This is a genomic window from Microbacterium canaveralium (assembly GCF_047238045.1).
Taxonomy (GTDB): domain Bacteria; phylum Actinomycetota; class Actinomycetes; order Actinomycetales; family Microbacteriaceae; genus Microbacterium.
In genome coordinates, this window is the sequence record NZ_JBDFMA010000003.1 from 1,812,398 (window position 1) to 1,832,973 (window position 20,576).

24 protein-coding genes are annotated in these 20,576 nt (G+C 69.5%); 3 read left to right on the top strand and 21 right to left on the bottom strand.

Annotation, left to right across the window (positions count from 1 at the left end; all coding sequences use genetic code 11):
- Positions 1–64: 64 nt before the first annotated feature.
- Both ABC271_RS09640 and ABC271_RS09645 read right to left on the bottom strand, forming a co-directional pair.
- Complete coding sequence (locus ABC271_RS09640; protein ID WP_412924661.1) at positions 65–1,012, bottom strand: tetratricopeptide repeat protein; 948 nt, start codon at positions 1,010–1,012, stop codon at positions 65–67.
- Entirely contained in the window at positions 1,009–2,811 is a 1,803-nt protein-coding gene (locus ABC271_RS09645; RefSeq protein WP_412924662.1) for a DUF8094 domain-containing protein, read from the bottom strand. The genes ABC271_RS09640 and ABC271_RS09645 overlap by 4 nt, the downstream gene beginning before the upstream one ends.
- 173 nt (positions 2,812–2,984) lie before the next feature.
- Between ABC271_RS09645 and ABC271_RS09650 the strand changes: the two genes are divergently transcribed.
- Positions 2,985–4,061: an AI-2E family transporter gene (locus ABC271_RS09650; protein ID WP_412924663.1), complete on the top strand. Its 1,077-nt coding sequence runs from the start codon at positions 2,985–2,987 to the stop codon at positions 4,059–4,061.
- 2 nt (positions 4,062–4,063) lie between these two features.
- On the opposite strand, the gene ABC271_RS09655 is transcribed toward ABC271_RS09650, so the two are convergent.
- The 9 genes from ABC271_RS09655 to rpsB form a co-directional block, all read right to left on the bottom strand.
- The gene (locus ABC271_RS09655) at positions 4,064–4,786 is read right to left on the bottom strand and encodes an alpha/beta hydrolase (protein WP_412924664.1); all 723 of its coding nucleotides are present in this window, start codon (positions 4,784–4,786) and stop codon (positions 4,064–4,066) included.
- A complete protein-coding gene (locus tag ABC271_RS09660; RefSeq protein ID WP_412924665.1) occupies positions 4,786–5,073 on the bottom strand; it encodes a hypothetical protein in 288 nt (95 codons plus the stop codon). The genes ABC271_RS09655 and ABC271_RS09660 overlap by 1 nt, the downstream gene beginning before the upstream one ends.
- Positions 5,074–5,080: 7 nt before the next feature.
- Positions 5,081–5,797 carry an aggregation-promoting factor C-terminal-like domain-containing protein gene (locus ABC271_RS09665; RefSeq protein ID WP_412924666.1) on the bottom strand — a complete coding sequence of 239 codons (717 nt, stop codon included), beginning with the start codon at positions 5,795–5,797 and terminating at the stop codon, positions 5,081–5,083.
- A gap of 47 nt (positions 5,798–5,844) precedes the next feature.
- On the bottom strand, positions 5,845–6,420 hold the full coding sequence (locus ABC271_RS09670) for a DivIVA domain-containing protein (RefSeq protein WP_412924667.1): 576 nt from the start codon (positions 6,418–6,420) through the stop codon (positions 5,845–5,847).
- Positions 6,417–7,466 (bottom strand): phosphatidate cytidylyltransferase, encoded by a 1,050-nt coding sequence (locus ABC271_RS09675; protein WP_412924668.1) that lies wholly within the window; start codon positions 7,464–7,466, stop codon positions 6,417–6,419. Before ABC271_RS09675 ends, ABC271_RS09670 begins: the two co-directional genes overlap by 4 nt.
- Before the next feature lie 3 nt (positions 7,467–7,469).
- On the bottom strand, positions 7,470–8,024 hold the full coding sequence (gene frr / locus ABC271_RS09680; protein ID WP_412924669.1) for a ribosome recycling factor: 555 nt from the start codon (positions 8,022–8,024) through the stop codon (positions 7,470–7,472).
- A 74-nt stretch (positions 8,025–8,098) separates the two neighbouring features.
- On the bottom strand, positions 8,099–8,818 hold the full coding sequence (gene pyrH / locus ABC271_RS09685; RefSeq protein ID WP_412924670.1) for a UMP kinase: 720 nt from the start codon (positions 8,816–8,818) through the stop codon (positions 8,099–8,101).
- Positions 8,819–8,934: 116 nt separating this feature from the next.
- Positions 8,935–9,762, bottom strand: coding sequence for a translation elongation factor Ts (gene tsf / locus ABC271_RS09690; RefSeq protein WP_412924671.1), 828 nt, complete (start codon positions 9,760–9,762; stop codon positions 8,935–8,937).
- Between the two features lie 130 nt (positions 9,763–9,892).
- Complete coding sequence (gene rpsB, locus ABC271_RS09695; protein ID WP_412924672.1) at positions 9,893–10,804, bottom strand: 30S ribosomal protein S2; 912 nt, start codon at positions 10,802–10,804, stop codon at positions 9,893–9,895.
- 315 nt (positions 10,805–11,119) lie between these two features.
- Between rpsB and ABC271_RS09700 the strand changes: the two genes are divergently transcribed.
- On the top strand, positions 11,120–11,632 hold the full coding sequence (locus ABC271_RS09700) for a murein hydrolase activator EnvC family protein (RefSeq protein WP_412924673.1): 513 nt from the start codon (positions 11,120–11,122) through the stop codon (positions 11,630–11,632).
- Positions 11,633–11,668: 36 nt separating this feature from the next.
- On the opposite strand, the gene ABC271_RS09705 is transcribed toward ABC271_RS09700, so the two are convergent.
- The 10 genes from ABC271_RS09705 to ABC271_RS09750 all read right to left on the bottom strand — a co-directional run bounded on the left by ABC271_RS09705 (position 11,669) and on the right by ABC271_RS09750 (position 19,660).
- Entirely contained in the window at positions 11,669–12,316 is a 648-nt protein-coding gene (locus ABC271_RS09705) for a DUF3060 domain-containing protein (RefSeq protein ID WP_412924674.1), read from the bottom strand.
- 79 nt (positions 12,317–12,395) lie between these two features.
- Complete coding sequence (locus ABC271_RS09710; protein WP_412924675.1) at positions 12,396–13,298, bottom strand: tyrosine recombinase XerC; 903 nt, start codon at positions 13,296–13,298, stop codon at positions 12,396–12,398.
- Positions 13,299–13,439: 141 nt separating this feature from the next.
- Entirely contained in the window at positions 13,440–14,597 is a 1,158-nt protein-coding gene (gene dprA, locus ABC271_RS09715; RefSeq protein ID WP_412924676.1) for a DNA-processing protein DprA, read from the bottom strand.
- Entirely contained in the window at positions 14,594–16,117 is a 1,524-nt protein-coding gene (locus ABC271_RS09720) for a YifB family Mg chelatase-like AAA ATPase (RefSeq protein ID WP_412924677.1), read from the bottom strand. The genes dprA and ABC271_RS09720 overlap by 4 nt, the downstream gene beginning before the upstream one ends.
- Positions 16,114–16,476, bottom strand: a complete 363-nt coding sequence (locus tag ABC271_RS09725) for a YraN family protein (RefSeq protein WP_412924678.1) — start codon at positions 16,474–16,476, stop codon at positions 16,114–16,116. The genes ABC271_RS09720 and ABC271_RS09725 overlap by 4 nt, the downstream gene beginning before the upstream one ends.
- 93 nt (positions 16,477–16,569) lie before the next feature.
- Complete coding sequence (locus tag ABC271_RS09730; RefSeq protein WP_134126534.1) at positions 16,570–16,893, bottom strand: DUF2469 family protein; 324 nt, start codon at positions 16,891–16,893, stop codon at positions 16,570–16,572.
- Between the two features lie 67 nt (positions 16,894–16,960).
- A complete protein-coding gene (locus ABC271_RS09735) occupies positions 16,961–17,614 on the bottom strand; it encodes a ribonuclease HII (RefSeq protein ID WP_412924679.1) in 654 nt (217 codons plus the stop codon).
- Complete coding sequence (lepB, locus tag ABC271_RS09740; protein WP_412924680.1) at positions 17,611–18,354, bottom strand: signal peptidase I; 744 nt, start codon at positions 18,352–18,354, stop codon at positions 17,611–17,613. The genes ABC271_RS09735 and lepB overlap by 4 nt, the downstream gene beginning before the upstream one ends.
- Before the next feature lie 307 nt (positions 18,355–18,661).
- Positions 18,662–19,009 (bottom strand): 50S ribosomal protein L19, encoded by a 348-nt coding sequence (gene rplS / locus ABC271_RS09745; RefSeq protein WP_076491715.1) that lies wholly within the window; start codon positions 19,007–19,009, stop codon positions 18,662–18,664.
- 159 nt (positions 19,010–19,168) lie between these two features.
- A complete protein-coding gene (locus ABC271_RS09750) occupies positions 19,169–19,660 on the bottom strand; it encodes an MFS transporter permease (RefSeq protein ID WP_412924681.1) in 492 nt (163 codons plus the stop codon).
- A 92-nt stretch (positions 19,661–19,752) separates the two neighbouring features.
- Between ABC271_RS09750 and map the strand changes: the two genes are divergently transcribed.
- Complete coding sequence (map, locus tag ABC271_RS09755; RefSeq protein WP_412924682.1) at positions 19,753–20,535, top strand: type I methionyl aminopeptidase; 783 nt, start codon at positions 19,753–19,755, stop codon at positions 20,533–20,535.
- Positions 20,536–20,576 lie beyond the last annotated feature (41 nt).

Below are 20,576 nucleotides of genomic sequence, written 5' to 3' on the forward strand. Positions count from 1 at the left end.
AACCACGAAGGCCCCGTCGGAAGACGGGGCCTTCGTCATGCGCGGGCCGGAAGTCGCGGCGCGCTCAGAACAGAAGGGATGCCAGCCGCGAACGCGCCCGGATGACGCGAGCGTCTTCGTCCCCGATGAGGCCGAAGAGCTCCAGGAGGCGCTCGCGGACCGGGGCACGCTCATCGGTCGGCAGCGACGCGAAGAGGTCGAGTAGCCGCTCGAAGGCGTCCTCGACGTGACCGCCGGCGATGTCGAGGTCGGCCACGACGAACTGGGCGTCGACATCGGCGGGAGCCGCCGCCGCGGCGGCCCGGGCCGCCTGCAGGTCGACCCCTTGCACGCGGTCGAGCAGCCGCACCTGGCCGAGCCCGGCGCGCGCGTCGGCATCCCGGGGGTTCTCCGCGAGGGCGCGTTCGTACGCGGCGATCGCGCGCGGGTAATCACCCTCTTCGATGGCGGCGAACGCCTCGGCGTGGAGCGGTGGGAGAGGCTGCTCGGCGGGTTCCTCGGCGTCGGTGTCGGCACCGTCGACCGGAACCGTCCCGGTGACGCCGTGCTGCGCCGCGAGCTGGAGGAGCTGTCCGAAGACCTCGCGCACCTGCTGCTCAGGAACGGCACCGGTGAACAGCGGCACCGGCTGACCCGCGACGAGGGCGACGACCATCGGGATGGACTGGGCTCGGAAACCCTGCGCGAGCTGAGGGTTGGCGTCGACGTCGACCTTGGCGAGCACGACCTTGCCGGCGAGCTCGACGACGACCTTCTCGAGGATGGGGCTGAGCTGCTTGCACGGGGCGCACCACTCCGCCCACAGGTCGACGACCACGGGCACGCTGCGCGAGAGCTCGAGGACCTGGGGGAAGGACGCGTCCGTGACATCGAACACCAGCGTGGACGTCGGCGCGCCGGGGCCGGCGGGTGCCGAACCTGCGGCCGCGGCCGCCGGAGGCTGAGGCCGGTTGCGGAGCGATGACAGATCGACGGCACCGCGCAGGACGGAGCCGGGGGTGGGAGTGCTCACGGAGACACCTTCGCTTCGAGGAGGCTGGAACGGTAGCCGAGCAGCCGGATCTTGTCGTCCGACCCCTGGCTCGGCACGTAGAAGAAGATCTGGTCGGTATAGGTGGTGGTGAATCCGGTCGCCGACTGATCGACGCCGGTGAGGGCCTTCACCGCGGGATTATTGTCCAGCTTGATGACGGCATCCGGGTTGGTGGGCTTGGCGGTATCGCTCTCGTAGACGTTGACCGCGACGATCGCGCCCGTGTCGAGAGTTGCCAGAGCGATCGGCGCCGCGGGCCCGGCCGAGGCCGAGAAGGTGATCTCTGCCGTGTCCTTGCCTGTCTGGTTCAACTCGTCCGTGCGGTTCTTCTTGTTCTGGTCGATCGCGGGAAGCAGCAGATCGTTCGCCGTGTCGAAGGCCGCCCACGACGCGCTGTTCTGACCGTTGTTGATGAGATCGGCGTACGCCTCGGCCACCTGGTCGGGTGCCATCACGAGGAACGACGAGTCCGGCGGCACCTGCGTCGCACCGACATAAGGGGCGGCCAGCTCGGGCAGGTTCGTGGATGCCTCGAGGTTGCCGATGTACGACACCCGGTACTCCGACCACGGGTCGTCCTGCGTCATCATCATGATCGAGGTCGTGGGGGACGTGGCATCCGCGGTCTCGACCACCGTCATGACGGTCCGGGGCCAGGTGCCCGTCGTCTGCGGGAGGATGATCTGCACCGGCTCGGCGGGGATCGCGGGCAGGGCAGGACGATCGGGCAGAGCCGCACGCAGCGTGTAGTTGGTCTTCCGCTCGGCCAACGCGGGCCCCGTCAGCCGGGTCTCGGCGGCGGCGGCGTCGAGAGCCGCATCGGCCTGACCCACCGTCGTCGCGATCCGCGAGACGATCTTCTCGGCCTGGTTCTGGGTCACGGCGGGCGGGAACTGTCCCTCGGGGACGATGACCGTCGGCGTGGGGCTGGGGCTCTCGCTGGCGGCGAGCTGGGGCCACGCGTCCGCCGAGCACCCGGCGAAGAGTGCGGCAGCGACACCCAGGGCGGGAACGGCGATCAGCGTGCGACGACCGGGGCCGAGCGCGCCACGACTCCGGCGAGAGGTGCTGACCACCCCCTTGTCGGCGGCGGCTGCGTCGGCGTCGGCGATCGAGATCGGTTCGGTCACCGGCAGGGGCAGACCCTTACGCCGCGGTCGACGCGAGCGACGGACGTGCAGGATGCCGAGGAGGTACAGCACGATCCCCGCGAGGAGCGCGACCGCTCCCCCGGCGATCAGGGGCCCTGCCCACGGCGTCGAGTTGTCGATGGGCCAGGTGACCGAGATGTCGGACGGCGCCGGCGCGGTTCCGTCGCTGGCGACGAGGACGCTCATGTCGGCGGGGAGTTGCAGGGTCGTGCTGAGTGACCCCGTCTGCTGGTATTCGTCGAGCCAGAGGTCGGATCCCACGGGTGTGCGGGCGGCCGTCGCCTCGGACTCCGGTGCGGTCGTGGAGGCGGCGACGGATGCCGTCTGTACCGCGTCGTCCTGCCCGAGGGTCACGGCGGTGTACGGGACATCGGCGAGCCAGGCTTGCATGTCGGTCGTCCGGCCGTAGGAGACGAAGACGTCACCGTCGCCCTCGACGCGAAGCGCCTGCGCGCCGGGAAGCTTGCCGAGAACCGCGCCGTCGATCAGCGTGTACGCCGTCGAGCCGTCGGTTTGGACGGACTCGGTCGCCTCCGACGGGCCCTGGAACACGGTGCGTTGGGCGATGCCCGCACCGATCATGGCGGCGGCGATGACGAACGCCACCACGGCCCAGACGAATCTCACGCTTCACACCATCCCCACCGGCGACTCGGGCGGTCACCGAAGAATCGACGTTTCAGACTAGCCGAGGCCGGCTGAAAGTTCGCGGCGAGGCCTGGCGGACCCTGGTTCTGTTCCACGCTCAGTATTCTTTCGACACGGGCACGCTCGCCCGCCGGAGGCAGGAGTCACTGAGGATGAAGATCCACAATCCGTTCCGGGTCGCGCTGCTGGCGACCCTCGGCGTCGGGGTGGGACTCCTGGTCATCGGGAGCGTCGCGAACCTGTCCACGATCCTCCTCTACGTGGGGACGGCACTGTTCCTCTCGCTGGGGCTCGACCCCGTCGTGTCCTTCCTCGAGCGTCGAGGGCTCCCCCGATGGGCGGCGGTGCTCCTGACGATTCTCGGCGTCCTCGGCATCTTCGCCGGAATCATCCTCATGGTCGTGCCGATCATCGTGAGCCAGATCACGCAACTGGTCGGACAGATCGAGGCACTCCTGCAGCCCGGCCGATGGAACGAGATCGTCACCGGCGTGCAGCAGTGGGTCACTCAGACCTTCCCGTGGCTGCGGATCGACGAGGTCTGGGCCGGCGTGCAGCACTGGTTCTCCACCCTCGACGTCGGATCCATCTCGACAATGGTCGGCAACAGTCTGCTGACCATCGGCGGCGCTGTCGCGGCCGGAGTCGGCGGCGCCTTCATCGTCCTGATCCTGACCATCTACTTCACCGCCTCGACGCCGTCGCTGAAGTCCGCGGTCTACCAACTCGTCCCCGCCTCCAAGCGTGCACGGTTCATCGAGCTGTCCGAGAAGATCACCGATTCGGTCGGCTACTACGTCATGGGCCAGGTCAGCCTGGGCGTGATCAATGGCATCCTCAGCGCGATCTTCCTCTCGATCATCGGGGCTCCTTTCCCCGCCGTGCTCGCGGTCATCGCCTTCTTCTTCTCGCTGATCCCGCTCGTCGGCACGCTCACGGGATCGACGATCATCGTGCTGACGTGCCTCATTCCGGGCCTCGGGACCCCGACGTGGGCGATCTTCGCCGCCGCGATCTACTACCTCGTCTACATGCAGATCGAGGCGTACGTGATCTCTCCGCGCATCATGAACCGCGCGGTGTCGGTGCCCGGCTCGGTCGTGGTGATCTCGGCCTTGGCCGGCGGCGCACTCCTGAATCTCCTCGGCGCGCTCATCGCGATCCCCGTGGCGGCCAGCATCCTGATCATCTACCGCGAGGTCATCATCCCGCGGCAGAACGAGCGCTGACCTCAGCCCTCGACCGGACCAACCCACTCCGTCGGGAGCGGCAGGGCATCCGGGTTCACCGCGGCGACGATCTCGGTCAGCACGCGGCGTGTCTGGTTCTCGCCGACCCACAGGTGCTTGCCGCCCTCGACGGCGATGAGCCGGGCGTGCGGCACGGAAGCGAACCGCTCGCGTGCTTCGTCGGGGCGGAGGTAGTCGTCGAACTCCGGCACGAGGACGACCATGCGCCGAGGATCATCGCCCCAGGCCGCGACGTCGCGGGCGGTCGCACGGTGCAGGGGCGGCGACAGGAGGATGACGCCCTCGATGTCATGATCCCGGCCGTACTTCAGTGCCAGCTCGGTCCCGAACGACCAGCCCACGAGCCACGGACGGGGCAGCCCGCGCTCGCGGACGAAATCGACCGCGGCAGCGACATCGAAGATCTCGGCCGCTCCCCCGTCGAACGCACCCTCGCTCGTCCCGCGCGGCGAGGTCGTGCCGCGGGTGTTGAACCTCAGCACCGCGACATCCGCCAGAGCGGGGAGGCGCCCGGCAGCCTTCCGCAGAATGTGCGAGTCCATGAACCCGCCCGCGGTGGGGAGCGGATGCAACGTCACGAGCGTGGCGACCGGCTCTCGGTCTTCCGGCACGGCCAGTTCTCCGACGAGCGTCAGGCCATCGACGGTCGACAACTCGATCTCTTCGCGTCGAGCCGGCAGCAGGACGGGTCCGCGTATCTCCATCAGGCGATCCTCCAACAGTGGGTGTGCCAGTGGCGCCGGGCGGCGAGATCGGCGGAGTCGCCCAACACGCCGTCGCTACGCCACACGACGACGTGCGCGACGCCCGCCTCGACCGCGCGGCCGCACCCCGGGCAGACATAGGACTTCTGGGCTTGCGCCGCTGACAGCGGCTGGACGGTCCATTCCACGCCGCGCTTGACCTCGGTGCGCTTCCAGCCGGCGATCAGACGGTCGAGGGAGGCGTCGGACCGGTCGTGCGACGGCCGACGCTTGCGAGAACGGGGCATCCCCGCGTCACCACCAGTGGTTGCTGGTCCAAAACGCGTATGCGCCAGCCCAGCTGCCGTACCGACCCGTGGCGTACCCGGTCGCCCATCGGAGGTTGTCGACGGGGTCGTAACCGTTACCCGGGACCTTGCCGCACGGAAGGGCCTGGACGAGTCCGCACGCCCCCGACGACCGGTTGGTGGCGTTGGGGTTCCACCCGCTCTCACGGCTGACGATGTAATCCACGTACCCCATGTCGGCCTCGGAGATCCCCGCCGCCGCCATCCATTCGCTCGGCGCGCCCCCACCGGAGTAGAACAACGGACCGACGCTTCCGCCCGTCGAGGCGTTGGACCCGGACGACGATGAGGTCGTCTTGGGCGTCGGAGTCGGAGTGGGCTTCGGCTTGACGTAGACGTTGTAGCTCGACCGATCCAGCGAGGGGGCCTGCTTCTCGCCACCGGTCGAGACCTGCTGCGCGTCGTCCAGCCCCTCGGCATAAAGCGTCACGGTCTTGGGCTCGTCGGCCTGAGCGCGCAGGATGGCGCCGCCCATCGGACCCACGTAGGCGCCGGTGAAGGCGAGGGCTGCACAGGCCGCGAAGACCGTGACGACGCCCCGCCGGCGCGACCACCGCTGCGCGGAACGCGTGGACGGAGCCGGGTGCACCACATCGACCACGACGTGGCCACGACGGGCTGCACGCCGAGACGTCGGGCGCTGGAGGTCGGTTCCGGAAGTCACAGTGGGCACGAGTCTACCGATGCGTCCGCGGGGCTGTCACTCGAGCGTCAACCCACCGCGAGCATGACCTCGACGACGGCGTCGAGCACCGCATCGACCTGGACCTCGCGATAACCGTTGCGCTGCGGGCGGAACGCCACGGAGCGCACCTGCTCGGCCGTGACCGGATCACCGGCCGCGAGGTACCGCGCGATGCGATCGGCGACGATGTCGACCTCCTCGATGCGGTATCCGTAGTGTGCGAGGCCGACGCGGTCGAATCTCGAGCCCCGCGGACGCGACAGGCGATCCAGGACCACCTGCGCGGTGTCACGCGTTTCCGCCACCCAGGCGCGAGCACCCAGGCGAGAGAGGGCGTACTCCCGCTCCCGGGCCGCGAACGCGTCCTCCACGCGCCCGAGCGCGGCATCCACCGGACCGATGGCGTAGCCGCCCCGAACGAGGGGGAAGGATGCCGAGCGAACCTCCGTCGACCGGAGGGCGCCGGGCTCGTTCGCCTCGAAGGCGTCACGAGCCTTCTCGAGGAAGGTGTCGACGGCGCGCTTCTCATAACCCTTCCTCCGCCCGGGGGCGTCGGGGAACGGCGTCGAGCGGGTCGACCGCGGGGCCTCGGTCTCGGTCATGACACTCCCAGGGGCGAGAGGAGGTAGTACAGCGCCAACGCTGCCGTGGCGGACGGAAGGATCGAGTCCAGGCGATCGAGGACGCCGCCGTGGCCGGGGAGCCACGAACTCATGTCCTTGATCCCCAGATCGCGCTTGAGCATCGACTCGCCGAGGTCGCCGATGGTGGCCGTGAGGAGGACGACGGCGCCGAAGATGAGACCCGTCCACCAGGGCACCTGCAGCATGAAGACGGCGAGAAGCGCTCCCGCCGCAAGAGCGGCGACGCAGGCTCCCGCGAAACCCTCCCAGGTCTTCTTGGGGCTGATGCGCGGGGCCATGGGGTGTCGGCCGCCGCGGCCGAACGTCAGGCCCGACACGTAGGCGCCCGTGTCGGCGACGACCGCGAGCACGAGGAAGGCGAGCACCCACCACTCACCGCCGTCCTCGGCCAGGAGGATGAGCGCCATGCTCGTGAGGAACGGAACGTACAACTGCACGAAGGCGGCGACGAGCACATCGGCCAGAACCTCGTTGTGGGGGCGGCCATCGTTCGCGAAGAGCTGTGCCACGAGACGCCAGACGATCACCAGGGCGATGGCGACGAGCGTGGCCACCCAGTGCATCCAGAGCCCGGCGAGGAATCCGCTTGCCAGAAGCAGAGTTCCCGCCCCGAGCTGTGGGATGACATCGACCCGCCGGCCCGACACCTGCAGGGCGCGGGAGAACTCGAAGACCGCGAGCACCATCGCGCCGAGCGCGAAGAAGGCGAACAGCCACTTGACGAAGATCAGGGATGCCACCACGACGACGCCGATCGCGACGCCGATGAGGATCGCGACGATCAGATCTCTTCCGGTGCGCTGACGGATGCGCTCTTTGGCTTGATCGAATTCCGCGCGGGCGTGCGCGATGTGGTGCTCGGCATCCGTGCGCATCGCGCGCAACTGGGACTCGATCGCGGTCACCGTCTCGCCGGTGGCCGGCGCACGCCGGACCGAATCACCCTTCCGTCGGGAGGGCGGAACGGCCGACGCGTTCTCGTCGGCATCGGGGGCCTCGGGCATGGATCAGACCTCGAGCAGCTCGGCCTCTTTGCGCTTGAGCGCCTCGTCGATGGCGTCGACGTGTGAGCGCGTGACACCGTCGAGCTCCTTCTCGGCGCGCACGAGCTCGTCTTCGCCGACATCGCTCTTGAGCGCGTCCAGGTCGTCCTTCGCCTTGCGGCGGAGATTACGCACCTGGACCTTGGCGTCCTCGCCCTTGCCGCGGACGAGCTTGACGTACTCCTTGCGACGGTCCTCGGTCAGCTCCGGCATCGTGACGCGGACGATGGTGCCGTCGTTCGTCGGGTTCACACCCAGGTTGGGCATGTCGCGGATCGCCTGCTCGATGGCCTTGAGCGCCGACTTGTCATAGGGGTTGATCACGAGCGTGCGAGCCTCGGGGTTGTTCAACGAGGCGAGCTGCGCCAGCGGCGTCGGCGAGCCGTAGTAATCGACCAGGACCTTCTGGAACATCTGGGGGTTGGCGCGCCCGGTGCGGACGGTGGCGAAGTCTTCCTTCGCGGCCTCGACGGCGCGGTCCATGCGGGCTCCGGCATCGGCCAGGACATCGGCGATCACGGTGACTCCATTCGTTGGGGCTGACGACTCAGTCTAATCGCGCGGGGGCCCGGCACCCGGGCCCGCGCCGCGCGTCACGAAGTGACGAGAGTGCCGATTGGCTCACCCAGCAGGGCCCGGGTGACGTTGCCCGCGGGCTCCATGCCGAACACTCGCATGTCCATACCGTTGTCCATGCAGAGGCTGAACGCGGTCGAGTCCACGACCTTGAGGCCCTTCTGCAGGGCGTCACCGTACGTGAGGTGGTCGAGCTTGGTGGCACTGGCATCCACCCGGGGGTCGGCGGTGTAGACGCCGTCGACGCCGTTCTTGGCGACGAGCACCTCCGACGCACCGATTTCGAGCGCGCGCTGTGCGGCCACGGTGTCGGTGGAGAAGTACGGAAGGCCGGCGCCGGCGCCGAAGATGACGACGCGGCCCTTCTCCATGTGCCGCTGCGCGCGGCGGGGGATGTAGGGCTCGGCGACCTGGGTCATCGAGATGGCGGACTGCACGCGCGTGGCGGCCCCCGCCTGCTCGAGGAAGTCCTGAAGGGCCAGCGAGTTCATCACGGTGCCGAGCATTCCCATGTAGTCGGCCCGTCCGCGGTCCATGCCGCGCTGGCTCAGCTCCGCACCGCGGAAGAAGTTGCCTCCGCCGACGACGATCGCGATCTCGACGCGATCCACCGCCTCGGCGATCTCGCGGGCGATCTGGCTGACGACGTCGGGGTTTACCCCGAGCTGTCCTCCGCCGAAGGCCTCACCGGACAGTTTGAGCAGAACGCGGCGGCGCCGGGTCGCTTCATCGATCACGTGTCATGTCCTCTCGTCTGGTTCAAACTATCTCCCCCGCCGACGCGACCGATACGCCACGCGCGCAGGGAAAAGGCCCGGGATGCCATGGCATCCCGGGCCCTTGTCATCGGTGCTTACGCGCCGACCTTGAAACGGGCGAAGTCGGTCAGCGTGAGACCGGCGTCGGAGGCGACCTTCGCGACGGACAGCTTGTTGTCCTTCGCGTAGTCCTGGTCGAGCAGGGCGACCTGCTTGAAGAACGCGTTCACGCGGCCCTCGACGATCTTCGGGAGAGCGGCCTCGGGCTTGCCCTCATTGCGGGAGATCTCCGTGACGATCTCGCGCTCCTTGTCGACGTCGGCCTCGGGCACGTCGTCGCGGGAGAGGAACGTGGGGTTGGCGAACGAGATGTGCTGCGCGATGCTGCGAGCCGTCTCCGCGTCGTCGCCGGTGTAGGCGAGGACGACGCCGACCTGGGGCGGGAGGTCCTTGCTGGTCTTGTGCAGGTAGACCTCGAACTTCTCGCCGCGGATGGTGCGGACGCGACGGAGCTCGACCTTCTCGCCGATGATGGCGGCCTCGTCCGAGATGAGCTGCTCGACGGTCTGGCCGTCGGCGTCAGCGGCGAGGGCGGCCTCGACCGAGTCGGCACCGGCGGCGGCAGCCGCGGCGACGACCTTGTCGGCCAGCGCGATGAAGCGGTCGTTCTTCGCGACGAAGTCGGTCTCGCAAGCGAGCTCGAGGAGCGTGACGGCCCCCTCGGTCTCACGGGCGGTGACAAGGCCCTCGCTCGTGGAGCGGTCGGCGCGCTTGGCGTTGCCCTTCGCGCCCTTGAGGCGCAGGATCTCGACGGCCTTTTCGACGTCGCCGTCGGCCTCTTCGAGCGCCTTCTTGGTGTCGACCATGCCCGTGCCGAGCTGCTCGCGCAGGGCCTTGATGTCGGCGATCGTGAAGTTTGCCATGGTGTGGCGGTCTCCTTGTCGTTGTGCGTTCTGATGTGAGCTCGGCGGGGCCGTGCGCGCCCGGGGGCGCGGTCACGACCCCGCCGGATCGTAGCCTGTGCGGGTGACGCCGCGGTGTGCGGCGGCGCGCTTACTTGCTGTCGGCGGCCTCGGCGGCGGCGACCTCGGAGGCCTCTTCGCCCGAAGCGTCGGCGACGGCCTCGTCGTGGGCCTCGGCGCCGGCGGCGTCGTCGGCCGACTCGGTCGCAGCCTCGACGGCCTCGGCACCGGTCTCGGTGGCCTCGGGGGTCTCGAGCAGCTCGCGCTCCCACTCGGCGAGCGGCTCGGCGGCCTCTTCCTCACCGGCGGGCTGGTGACGCTGGATCAGGCCCTCGGCGGCAGCGTCGGCGATGATGCGCGTGAGCAGGCTCACGGAGCGGATCGCGTCGTCGTTGCCGGGGATCGGGTACTGGAACTCGTCGGGGTCGGCGTTGGTGTCGAGGATGCCGATGACGGGGATGCCGAGCTTCTTGGCCTCGTCGATGGCGAGGTGCTCGCGCTTGGCGTCGACGACCCAGATCGCCGAGGGGGTCTTCTGCAGGTTGCGGATACCACCGAGCGACTTGTGCAGCTTGTCGAGCTCGCGCTTCTTGAGCAGGAGCTCCTTCTTGGTGAAGCCGCTCTCGGCCGGGTTCTCGTAGTCGAGCTCCTCGAGTTCCTTCATGCGGGCGAGGCGCTTCGACACCGTCTGGAAGTTGGTGAGGAGGCCACCGAGCCAGCGCTGGTTGACGTAGGGCTGGCCCACGCGGGTCGCCTGCTCGGCGAGGACTTCCTGTGCCTGCTTCTTGGTGCCGACGAAGAGGATGGTGCCGCCGTGCGCGACGGTCTCCTTGACGAACTCGTAGGCCTTGTCGATGTACGACAGCGACTGCTGGAGGTCGATGATGTGGATGCCGGAGCGCTCGGTCAGGATGAAGCGCTTGACCTTCGGGTTCCACCGGCGGGTCTGGTGTCCGAAGTGCACGCCGCTGTCGAGCAGCTGGCGGATGGTGACGACGGCCATGGTCGTACTCCTGTTCTGGGCGCTTGCGCGCCGTGGTTGCGGTTGTTCGCGCCGTTCGATCGAGCGGCGAGCCTGGTGCCCGGCGCACACCCGCCTTTCCGCCGGAGCGGAGGACCGTGGGGTGTGGATGCCGCGCGATGCGCTGATCCGGAGACCAGTGCGCTGCGCTGTGGGCACGCGGAGTCATCCCGATACACGAGATGCGATCTCCAGCATACAGGACGGCTCCTCCCCACGAGGCCCGGTTCTCGGGCCGTACACGGAACGCCGGACCTCACCCACGCGGAAGTGATCGCGCGGGGCAGCCTGGATGCCATGAGGAATCAACGGGACGAGTGGCCGTACCTGGTGGTCGCTGTTCTCGTGGCGCTTGCTGTCGTTGCGTACGGACCGCCGGCGCGCGCCGCCGAGGAGGATCCGCTCGCTCAGCGGGGCTGGGTGTGGCCGGTGGACGCCGTGCAGGTCATCCGCCCGTTCGAAGCTCCGTTGCACCGGTACGCCGCGGGTCATCGGGGCGTGGATCTCGGCGGCGTGGATCGCGTTCGCGCCCCCGCCCGCGGGACGGTGGCGTTCGCCGGGATGGTGGCGGGGCGGCCCGTCGTCACGATCGACCACGGTGACGGGCTGGTCACCACGTTCGAGCCGGTGACGACGACGCTCCGCGTGGGCGACACGGTCGCGCGAGGAGATCCGGTCGGCGCGGTGGCCGTCGGGGGTCACACCCCGGCCGGGGCGGTGCATTTCGGAGTGCGGTGGAAGGGCGACTACATCAACCCGCTGCGGTTGCTCGGCGGCGTGCCCCGCGCGGTCCTTCTGCCGTGCTGTTGAGCCGCGGGACTGGCGTCGGAGACTTTCGGCGACGACTCAGCCGACCCGGTTTCCGCGTCCCTCGACGGTGCTTTGGCCGATACCGCCGCCCGCCGTCACCGTGTTGTCCTGGCCGCGGAGCAGCAGGGACCCCAGGGCAGCTCCGACGGTCACGCTCCCCCTGTCACCGCTGAGATCGAGACGGCCGAGGGCGCCGGTGACGGTAAGCGCGGTGTCGTTGCCCTGGATGGTGGCGCTGTCGACGGCGGCACCGGTGACTCGGATCCGGTCACCGGACATCGTCAAGGCCTGGATCGATGCGGACGCGGCATCCACGGTGATGGCGGAGCCCGACACGGTGAGCTGCGCACACGTGCCCTCGACGCGCACCGAGCGCTCGGCACCCGTGATCGCCGCGGTGCCGCCGTCACCGCAGGCCATGACGGGCCCATCACCCGGGGCGGGGGCGGGCGTGCTCGCTGCCCTCGGAGTCGACGGGGGCGGGGTGACGGACGGCGTCACCGTCGCCGGGGGCAGCGTTGCCGTAGGCAGGGGGCTCGGCGTCGAGGGGGCGACGGAGGGGGCGGATGCCGCGGGAGGCAAACGCGTCACGCCGGGCTGCGGCGCGAGCCCGCACCCCGCGAGTTGGACGGCGATGACGAGCGCGCCGACCGCCGCGGCGACGAGTCGAGCACGGTGGTCCACGGTGCCACGCTACGGCCCGGCGCATCACCGGCCAAGCGCCAGGCCTGCGGAAGTCGCCCCGAGTCGGTCCGCGCTGCGGTCAGGCGCGGGGGTGGGCCAGCCGGTACGCCTCGCGGAGGCGTTCGGCCGAGACGTGCGTGTATATCTGCGTCGTTCCGAGGCTCGCGTGGCCGAGGATCTCCTGCACGGAGCGCAGGTCGGCGCCGCCGTCGAGCAGATGCGTGGCCGCCGAATGGCGGAGGGCGTGGGGACCGAGCGACTCGGCCCCGACCGCGGGCGCGACGATCCGCGAGACGAGGGCGTGCACGGCGCGGGGACCCAGGCGGCTGCCTCGCGCTCCGAGGAAGACCGCGGCCCCGGCATCCTCTCCGCGGGCCGACAGTGCCGGGCGCCCCCGTACCAGGTAAGCGTCGAGCGCGCGGGCCGCGGGGGCGCCGTAGGGGACGACGCGCTCCTTATCTCCCTTTCCGCGGAGGCGGAGGGTCCGACGCTCGTGGTCGATGTCGTCGACGTCGAGGCCGCAGATCTCGGACACGCGGGCTCCCGTGCCGTAGAGGAGCTCGAGGAGCGCGTGATCGCGCAGGGCGACGGGGTCGCCGTCCCTCGCCGCGGCCTCCGCTTCGGTCAGCAGCGCGTCCAGGGCGGGGGCCGTCGCGACCGTCGGTAGCGTCCGCCCCCGTTTCGGCGCGACGAGGCGTTGCCCCGGGTCCCCATCGGTGAGGCCCTCCTCTTGCGCCCAGGCGAAGAACCCCTTCGCCGTCGAGGTCCGGCGCGCGGCGGTCGCCTTGCTGAGCCCGGTGGTGGTGGCATCCCACTGCCACTCCCGAAGGGTTTCGACGTCGATCTCGCGGACGTCGGGATCGCCCGAGGCACGAACGAGATCCGCGAGGTCGGATCGGTAGGCGCGCACGGTCGCGGCTGACAGGCGGCGCACGCTTCCGAGGTGGGCCAGGTAGCCCTCGATCGCTTCGGAAACGCGCACGGATCAAGCATGCTCTCTCGGGCGGGAGCGCGCTCGTAGGACGCGCGCGCTCACCCGACCGTCTCTCGCCCTGCGGTGTCCGCCTTCCCCCGCGGGCTTCGAGCGCACCGATCGCGCCACCCCGGGTCTGAATCGCCCAGGTCATTCGCTCCGCCGCGCCGATCGCCACAGCCCATCCGCACCACGCGCGACGCGTCCCTCGAGCTCGGCGAGCCCCAGCAGCGCCTGGGCATCGGCGTACGCGAAGCCAGCGCGGCGTGCGACGTCCTCCGTGTCGCGCCCGACCCGCGCGGACAGCGCGTCGAGCAATCGCGTCGTGTCGTCGGTGCGTGTCCCCTCCTGCCGGCCGTGCGTCACCGCGTCACCCAGCATCTCGCGCACGTCCGCTGCGGAGGTCACGCAAACGCCGTCGAACTCCCGCAGTACCCGGTGGCTTCCCGCGGAGGCCGCGCTCGTCACCGGCCCGGGAACGGCCCCCAGAGCCCGGCCGAGCTGAGCGGCATGCGCCGCGGTGTTCAACGAGCCGCTGCGGTGTCCGGCCTCGACGATGACCACCGCGTCCGCGAGGGCAGCGATGAGCCTGTTCCGAGACAGGAAGCGCCACTTCGTCGGCGCCGCACCGCAAGGCGTTTCGCTGATCACCGCTCCCGAGGCCGCGATGCGCGAGAGAAGGGCCTCGTGCCCGCGGGGATACGCGCGATCGACCCCACCGGCGAGGAAGGCGACGGTACGACCGTCGGTCGTGAGCGCGGCCCTGTGGGCGGCACCGTCGATGCCGTACGCCGCCCCGGACACCACGATGACTCCCGAGGCCGCGAGCTCCGCTGCCAGGTCCGCGGCGACGGCCTCGCCGTACGGTGTCGCCGCTCGCGCGCCCACGATCGCCACGGTCGGCGAAGCTTCGAGCCACTCGAGGTCGCCCCGGACCCACAGGACGTGCGGTGTATGCGCACCGAGGTCGTCCAACCGGTGCGGCCACCGCGAGTCGGAAGGAATGAGGAGGGTCGCACCGGCTCGGCGGGCGGTATCAAGAGCGTGACGGATCGAGCCGGGATCCGCGCGCGGCATCCACCTCGCGCGGGCCGAGCTCCACTCGTCATCGGCATCCGACAGTGCGATGCGCAGGGCGTCCTCCGCCCCGAAGCGCGATACGAGGTCACCCGCGGCGCCGTCACCCGGTTCCGCCAGGACCGACCACCACACGCGGGCGTGGGCGTCGCGCACATCGATATCCGGCTCCCGGCCGATCCCGGCCAGCGCCGCGGCGGCGGCATCCGTCGACAGATCGGGGCTCGTCATGCCATGTTCCCCTGCCGCAGGAAGAGCGCGCGTCCCACGTCGTCGCTGCGCAGACGGTCGTGTCCTGCGATATCGGCTACGGTCCATGCGACTCGAAGCAGGCGGTCGTAGCCGCGGAGAGTGAGTGTGCCGCGCCGGAGCGCCGTGTCGAGCGGCCGGAGAACGTCGGGCTCGGGTGCGGCGTTCCCGCGCAACCACGTTCCTGGCACGTCGGCGTTGCGTCGCCACGGAGTCTCCGACCACCGCTGCGCCGCCCGCTCCCGGGCGCTCGCGACGATCGCCCGCGCCGCAGCCGTCGTCATGGTTGTGCCCGCGCTCGAACGCCGGGCGTCCGACACCCGCTGCAACCGAAGATCGAGGTCGATGCGGTCGAGGAGCGGGCCAGAGAGGCGCCGCGTGTATCGCCGAACCGCCTGCGGCGCACACTCGCAAACCCCACCGAGCACGCCGAACTGGCCGCACGGGCACGGGTTTGTCGCGACGACGAGCTGGAATCGCGCCGGGAACGTCGCGGACACACCCGACCGGTGGAGCTGGATCACACCGCTCTCCAGCGGTTGGCGCAGCGCGTCCAGAACGGATGCCGGGAACTCCCCGCCCTCGTCGAGGAACAACACGCCCTCGCTCGCGCGGGCGATCGCCCCCGGCCGCACCACGCCCGATCCGCCGCCGATCAGCGCGGCGGCACTCGCACCGTGGTGAGGGCTCTCGAACGGCGGCGTCCGGCTCAGACGGGTCACGACCTCACCCGACAGCGAACGCACCGACGCGACCGACAGTGCGGCGTCATCGTCGAGATCGGGCAGGATACCGGGCAAGCGGCGCGCCAGCATCGTCTTGCCTGCACCGGGAGGCCCGCTCATCAAGAGGTGGTGCCCGCCCGCCGCCGCGACGATGAGGGCGTCCACGGCATCCGGTTGTCCGAGGATGTCAGCCAGGTCGAGCGACTCGTCTCGCATAGGCGGCGCCTCGTCGGCGAGGACCGGGGACAGATCCGGCGCCTCGCTCACGCCACCGTGCCAGCGCACGACCTCCGCGAGACACGTCGCCGCCCTCACCTCGATGCCCTCCACCAGCGCCGCCTCCGCCGCGTTCGCCGCCGGCACGACGACTCGCGTTCGCCCGGCGTGGTGCGCTGCGAGCACCGAGGGCAGCACTCCCGGAACCGGTCGGAGACGCCCATCGAGTCCCAGCTCGCCGATGTGGACGGTGTCGGCGACGCGCGCGGCATCCATCATTCCGGTCGTCGCGAGCGCGGCGACCGCGATCGCCACATCGAAGGCAGAGCCGCGTTTCGGCAGGCTCGCGGGCGACAGGTTCACGGTGAGCCGACGCTTGGGCAATTCGAGGCCACGGTTCGTACACGCGTTGCGCACGCGCCGACCAGCCTCCCCGAGGGCTTTGTCCGGTAACCCGATGATCGCGAACTCGGGTGTCTGCGGAGACAGATCGGCTTCGACCTCGACGAGATCTCCCCGCATTCCGGTCAGGGCCACCGCCCACGTACGCGCGACGGTCACAGCGCGTCCTCGAGGTGTTCGAGTCGAGCGGTCCGCGGATCGGGACCGATCAGCGCGATCGCGTCCACGCGAAGGCTCTGGCCCCGGGCGGCATCGGGATGGGCGGCGATCCACGCCATCGCCAGCCGCCACAAGCGCGCCGCCTTGCGGCGATCGATCGCTTCGAACGGGTGCCCGAATGCTTCGCTCGTGCGCGTCTTCACCTCGACCACGACGAGCGTTCCCGCGCTCTCGGCGACGATGTCGATCTCGCCCTGCGGACACCGCCAGTTGCGGTCCAGGACGCGAAAGCCGTTCGCGGTCAGGTAGTGGGCGGCCCGTTCTTCACCGGCTCGCCCGAAGTCGTCTTTCGCTGCCATGCCCGAGAGCGTGGCATCCGTGATCGCCCTCCCGCGGGGCCTGAAGCCCTCTTCGGGGACAACCGACGAGACCCATCGGTTGGGGAGGAACCGTCAGTTGTCGAGCGAGAGCTCTTCGGGAAGCTGGAAGTCGCGGCGCGAAAGCTCTTCGACGTTGACGTCCTTGAACGTCAGCACGCGCACCGACTTCACGAACCGATCGGCGCGGTAGATGTCCCACACCCACACGTCGGTCATCGAGATCTCGAAGTAGAAGTCGTGCTCGGTGTCGCGGCGGACGACGTTGACGTCGTTGGCGAGATAGAACCGGCGTTCGGTCTCGATTACATACTGGAACTGCGAGACCACGTCACGGTACTCGCGGTACAGGGCCAGTTCGAGTTCGCGGTCGTAATCCTCGAAGACGTCGTCATCCATGGTCTCTCCATCCTAGGCGCGTGACGCCGTACCGGTGGACCCGGCCGACAGCCGCGACCTTCAGGACTCAGAACAGCGTCGGCGCGGGGGCGATCGCCCACGAGTGCCGGTGGTGCACGCTCATGCCGTGCACGCCGATCGCCTCGCGGTGGTCGAGGCTCGCGTAGCCCTTGTTTCGCGCCCACCCGTAGGCCGGCAGTTCGTCATGCAGACCGGTCATCACCGCATCACGCGCGACCTTGGCGATGACGGATGCCGCGGCCGCACTCGCGCAATCCCGATCGGCCTTGATGATCGGCTTCACGCGCAGGCCGGCTTCGCCCGCCGGGGTGATGTAGTCGTGGTTGCCGTCGAGGATCACGAGCGCCTCTTCCGGCACGACGCCGTGCGCACGGAGATCCGCGATCGCCCGCACGGCGGCGAGCCCCAGCGCGCGGATGATCCCGATCTCGTCGATCTCCGCGGAGCTCGCCCAACCCACCGCGCTGTGCTGAACGAACGCTGCGGCCCGCGCGGCGACATCGGGACGGCGCGCCTCGGGCACGAGCTTCGAATCGCGCAGCCCCGCGGGGACGCGCTTGCGCGATCGGGTCGGGTCGATGACGGCCGCTCCGACCGCCACCGGACCCGCGAGGGCCCCGCGTCCGACCTCGTCGCACGCGATGATCAGCGCGTGCTCCTTGAGCAGACGCCGCTCCAACGTGAGGGTGGGCTCGATCATGGCGCCGTCTCCGGTGACGGCACCCCCGCGAACACCTCGTGGTGGAAATCGATCGCACCGAAACGGCCGAACGGCCACGTGATGAGGAACGCGCGTCCCACGACGTTGTCGATCGGTACGAAGCCCTTGCCCGGTTGGTCCTGGTTGTAGCGCGAGTCCTTGGAGCTGTTGCGATTGTCGCCGAGCACCCACAGCGACCCCTGGGGCACGGTGATGTCGTACGGCACCGGCGCGGGCGCCGTGGCACCCGGCGCCAGCTTGACGTACGGCTCGACCAGCGGGACGCGGTTGACCTCGGTCTGACCCAGCGCGTTGCAGCACACCACGTGGTCACCCGGTGTGCCGATGACGCGCTTGATGAGGTGGTCGTCGCTGTCCGGCGCCGAGAGCCCGACGAGCGAGAGAAGCCAATCGGTTGCTTCGACGATCGGCGGACGCTGCGGACTCGGCGTCGACGGGAGCCATCCGCCGGGGTCGCGGAACACCACGACATCTCCCCGCGAGTACTCGCCGAATTTGGGTGTGAGCTCGTCGACGAGGATGCGGTCGTTCACCAGAAGCGTGTCATTCATCGACGCCGAGGGGATGTAGAACGATCGGACCACGAACGTCTTGACGAGGAACGACACCGCCAGCGCGATCACCAGGATGATCACGACGTCCCGGAGGAACGTCAGACCTCCGCGTCGCCGCCGAGTGGTCGGGGTCGAAGCCGGAGGGGATGCGGTTTCGTCGCTCATGTTGATCCTTCGCCGGGCTCACCGAACACCGGAAGACCGCGGGGACAAGCCTCGCACATTCCGCCCCGGCCACCGAACGTCTCACGGCCTCGAACGGCTATGAATGCTCGGCTCATCGGCATCCGGATGCCTGTTCATCGGCGCCGCGCTGTCTTCGCCGAGACTTCATTGCGCCGACATCCGCCGCGCAATCCGCAAGGGAGATGTCGGCGCAATGAAGTCTCGCGTTTCAGAGCCCACCGCACCGACGCGCCCCGGAAACGGAGAACGCCCCGCGACGGATCGCGGGGCGCTCGTGAAGCGGGACTCAGCGGTCGCGCTTCTCCTTGATCTTGGCCTTCTTGCCACGCAGGTTGCGCAGGTAGTAGAGCTTCGCGCGGCGCACGTCACCACGGGTGACGACCTCGATGTGGTCGATCACGGGGCTGTGCACGGGGAAGGTGCGCTCGACACCGACCTGGAAGCTGACCTTGCGGACACAGAAGGTCTCGCGCACACCGTCGCCGGAGCGGCCGATGACGACGCCCTGGAACACCTGGATACGCGAGCGGTTGCCCTCGGTGATGTTGACGTGCACCTTGACGGTGTCGCCGGGGCCGAAGACGGGAATGTCGGAGCGGAGCGAAGCCGCGTCGACGGAGTCGAGGATCTGCATGATCGTCACTTCCTGCGACCGCCACAGGTCGATCGCACGATAAGAATGGGAAAAGTGAGGCGTGCCCGAAGCCGCAGATGCGGCGGACTCCCCTGAGGCAGAGCCGGTCAGGGCACAAACGCCTATTCTGCCACGGACCGCAGCACCGACCAAACCGGCTCAGCGCGACGCGGGCTTCTCCTCGATCACGATGACCTCTCCCCCGACCTTCGGCCGCGGCTGTTCGCGCGTGGGCGGGATGAAGCCGGTGCCGTCGGCGGTGTGCAGAAGCGTGATCCCGCCGCGGGCTTCGCTCCACAGCTGTGCCAGCGACGACCACAGAAGTACGAACGCTCCGACGACGCTGAGGACGAGCAGGGGGAAGAACGTCCGCGAGTCGTACAGGCCGAGCGCCACGACGACGACCTGCCACACACCCACACCGATGACATCGCGCCACGACGCGGCACGGTCGGTGCGGACGCTCCCGCGACCTCGGACGATGAGTGCCACGAGGGTCTGCGTCACGAACACCGCCGGCGCGGCGATCAACAGCCACAGGAGCGCCCACCCGCTCCCGCCGCTGAACACGATCCATCCGACGAACAACCACAGGGGCAGCACGAAGGCGGCGGGGAAGAGCCAGCGCAGAAACAGTCGGCGAAGCACCATGGACCGATGGTAGGGGCGGCAGTTGTGCGGTCGCTTTGAACTCGCACGGCGACGATCGGCGAGAATGGAGGTTCGAGGAAAGGGAACCACCGATGATCGAACTGCGCACCCCGGCCGAGATCGACGCCATGCGCCCGGCCGGCCGATTCGTCGCGGAAGTCCTGGCGACGCTGCGCGACGAGACGAAGGTCGGCACCAACCTGCTCCACCTCGACCGCCGTGCGCACGACATGATCCGTGCCGCCGGTGCCGAGTCCTGCTACATCGACTACCACCCCTCGTTCGGTGCGAGTCCCTTCGGCAAGGTCCTGTGCACCTCGATCAACGACGCCGTGCTCCACGGTCTCCCGCACGACTACGCGCTTCGCGACGGAGACCTCGTGTCGCTCGACTTCGCGGCGTCCGTCGACGGCTGGGTCGCCGACTCGGCCGTGTCGTTCGTCGTGGGCACCCCCCGCGACGAGGACCTCGCCCTCATCGACACCACGCAGCGCGCCCTCGCCGCGGCGATCGACGCCGCGACCGTCGGCCACCGAATCGGCGACATCTCGGCCGCCATCGCCGCCGTCGCCCACGCCGAAGGGCTCAGCATCAACACCGATTTCGGCGGTCACGGTGTCGGCCGCACGATGCACGGCGACCCCCACGTCGCCAACGACGGCAAGGCCGGGCGCGGCTATCCGCTACGCGACGGCCTCGTGCTGGCGCTCGAGCCCTGGTTCCTGCAGACCACCGACGAGCTCATCACCGATCCCGACGGCTGGACGCTGCGCAGCGCCGACGGCTCGCGCGGATCGCACTCCGAGCACACCGTCGCCATCACAGCGGACGGCCCGATCGTGCTCACCGATCGCTCATTCCTCGGCGTCGACTGATCACCGGGATTGTGGCATCCCGAACCGGATGCCACAGCTCC

What these genes read in the sequence shown, in the direction of transcription:
- ABC271_RS09650 (WP_412924663.1), top strand. Translation starts at nt 2,985, where the DNA reads ATGAAGATCCACAATCCGTTCCGGGTCGCGCTGCTGGCGACCCTCGGC.
- ABC271_RS09655 (WP_412924664.1), bottom strand. Translation starts at nt 4,786, where the DNA reads ATGGAGATACGCGGACCCGTCCTGCTGCCGGCTCGACGCGAAGAGATC.
- ABC271_RS09660 (WP_412924665.1), bottom strand. Translation starts at nt 5,073, where the DNA reads ATGCCCCGTTCTCGCAAGCGTCGGCCGTCGCACGACCGGTCCGACGCC.
- ABC271_RS09670 (WP_412924667.1), bottom strand. Translation starts at nt 6,420, where the DNA reads ATGACCGAGACCGAGGCCCCGCGGTCGACCCGCTCGACGCCGTTCCCC.
- ABC271_RS09675 (WP_412924668.1), bottom strand. Translation starts at nt 7,466, where the DNA reads ATGCCCGAGGCCCCCGATGCCGACGAGAACGCGTCGGCCGTTCCGCCC.
- tsf (WP_412924671.1), bottom strand. Translation starts at nt 9,762, where the DNA reads ATGGCAAACTTCACGATCGCCGACATCAAGGCCCTGCGCGAGCAGCTC.
- rpsB (WP_412924672.1), bottom strand. Translation starts at nt 10,804, where the DNA reads ATGGCCGTCGTCACCATCCGCCAGCTGCTCGACAGCGGCGTGCACTTC.
- ABC271_RS09700 (WP_412924673.1), top strand. Translation starts at nt 11,120, where the DNA reads ATGAGGAATCAACGGGACGAGTGGCCGTACCTGGTGGTCGCTGTTCTC.
- dprA (WP_412924676.1), bottom strand. Translation starts at nt 14,597, where the DNA reads ATGACGAGCCCCGATCTGTCGACGGATGCCGCCGCCGCGGCGCTGGCC.
- ABC271_RS09725 (WP_412924678.1), bottom strand. Translation starts at nt 16,476, where the DNA reads ATGGCAGCGAAAGACGACTTCGGGCGAGCCGGTGAAGAACGGGCCGCC.
- ABC271_RS09730 (WP_134126534.1), bottom strand. Translation starts at nt 16,893, where the DNA reads ATGGATGACGACGTCTTCGAGGATTACGACCGCGAACTCGAACTGGCC.
- ABC271_RS09735 (WP_412924679.1), bottom strand. Translation starts at nt 17,614, where the DNA reads ATGATCGAGCCCACCCTCACGTTGGAGCGGCGTCTGCTCAAGGAGCAC.
- lepB (WP_412924680.1), bottom strand. Translation starts at nt 18,354, where the DNA reads ATGAGCGACGAAACCGCATCCCCTCCGGCTTCGACCCCGACCACTCGG.
- rplS (WP_076491715.1), bottom strand. Translation starts at nt 19,009, where the DNA reads ATGCAGATCCTCGACTCCGTCGACGCGGCTTCGCTCCGCTCCGACATT.
- ABC271_RS09750 (WP_412924681.1), bottom strand. Translation starts at nt 19,660, where the DNA reads ATGGTGCTTCGCCGACTGTTTCTGCGCTGGCTCTTCCCCGCCGCCTTC.
- map (WP_412924682.1), top strand. Translation starts at nt 19,753, where the DNA reads ATGATCGAACTGCGCACCCCGGCCGAGATCGACGCCATGCGCCCGGCC.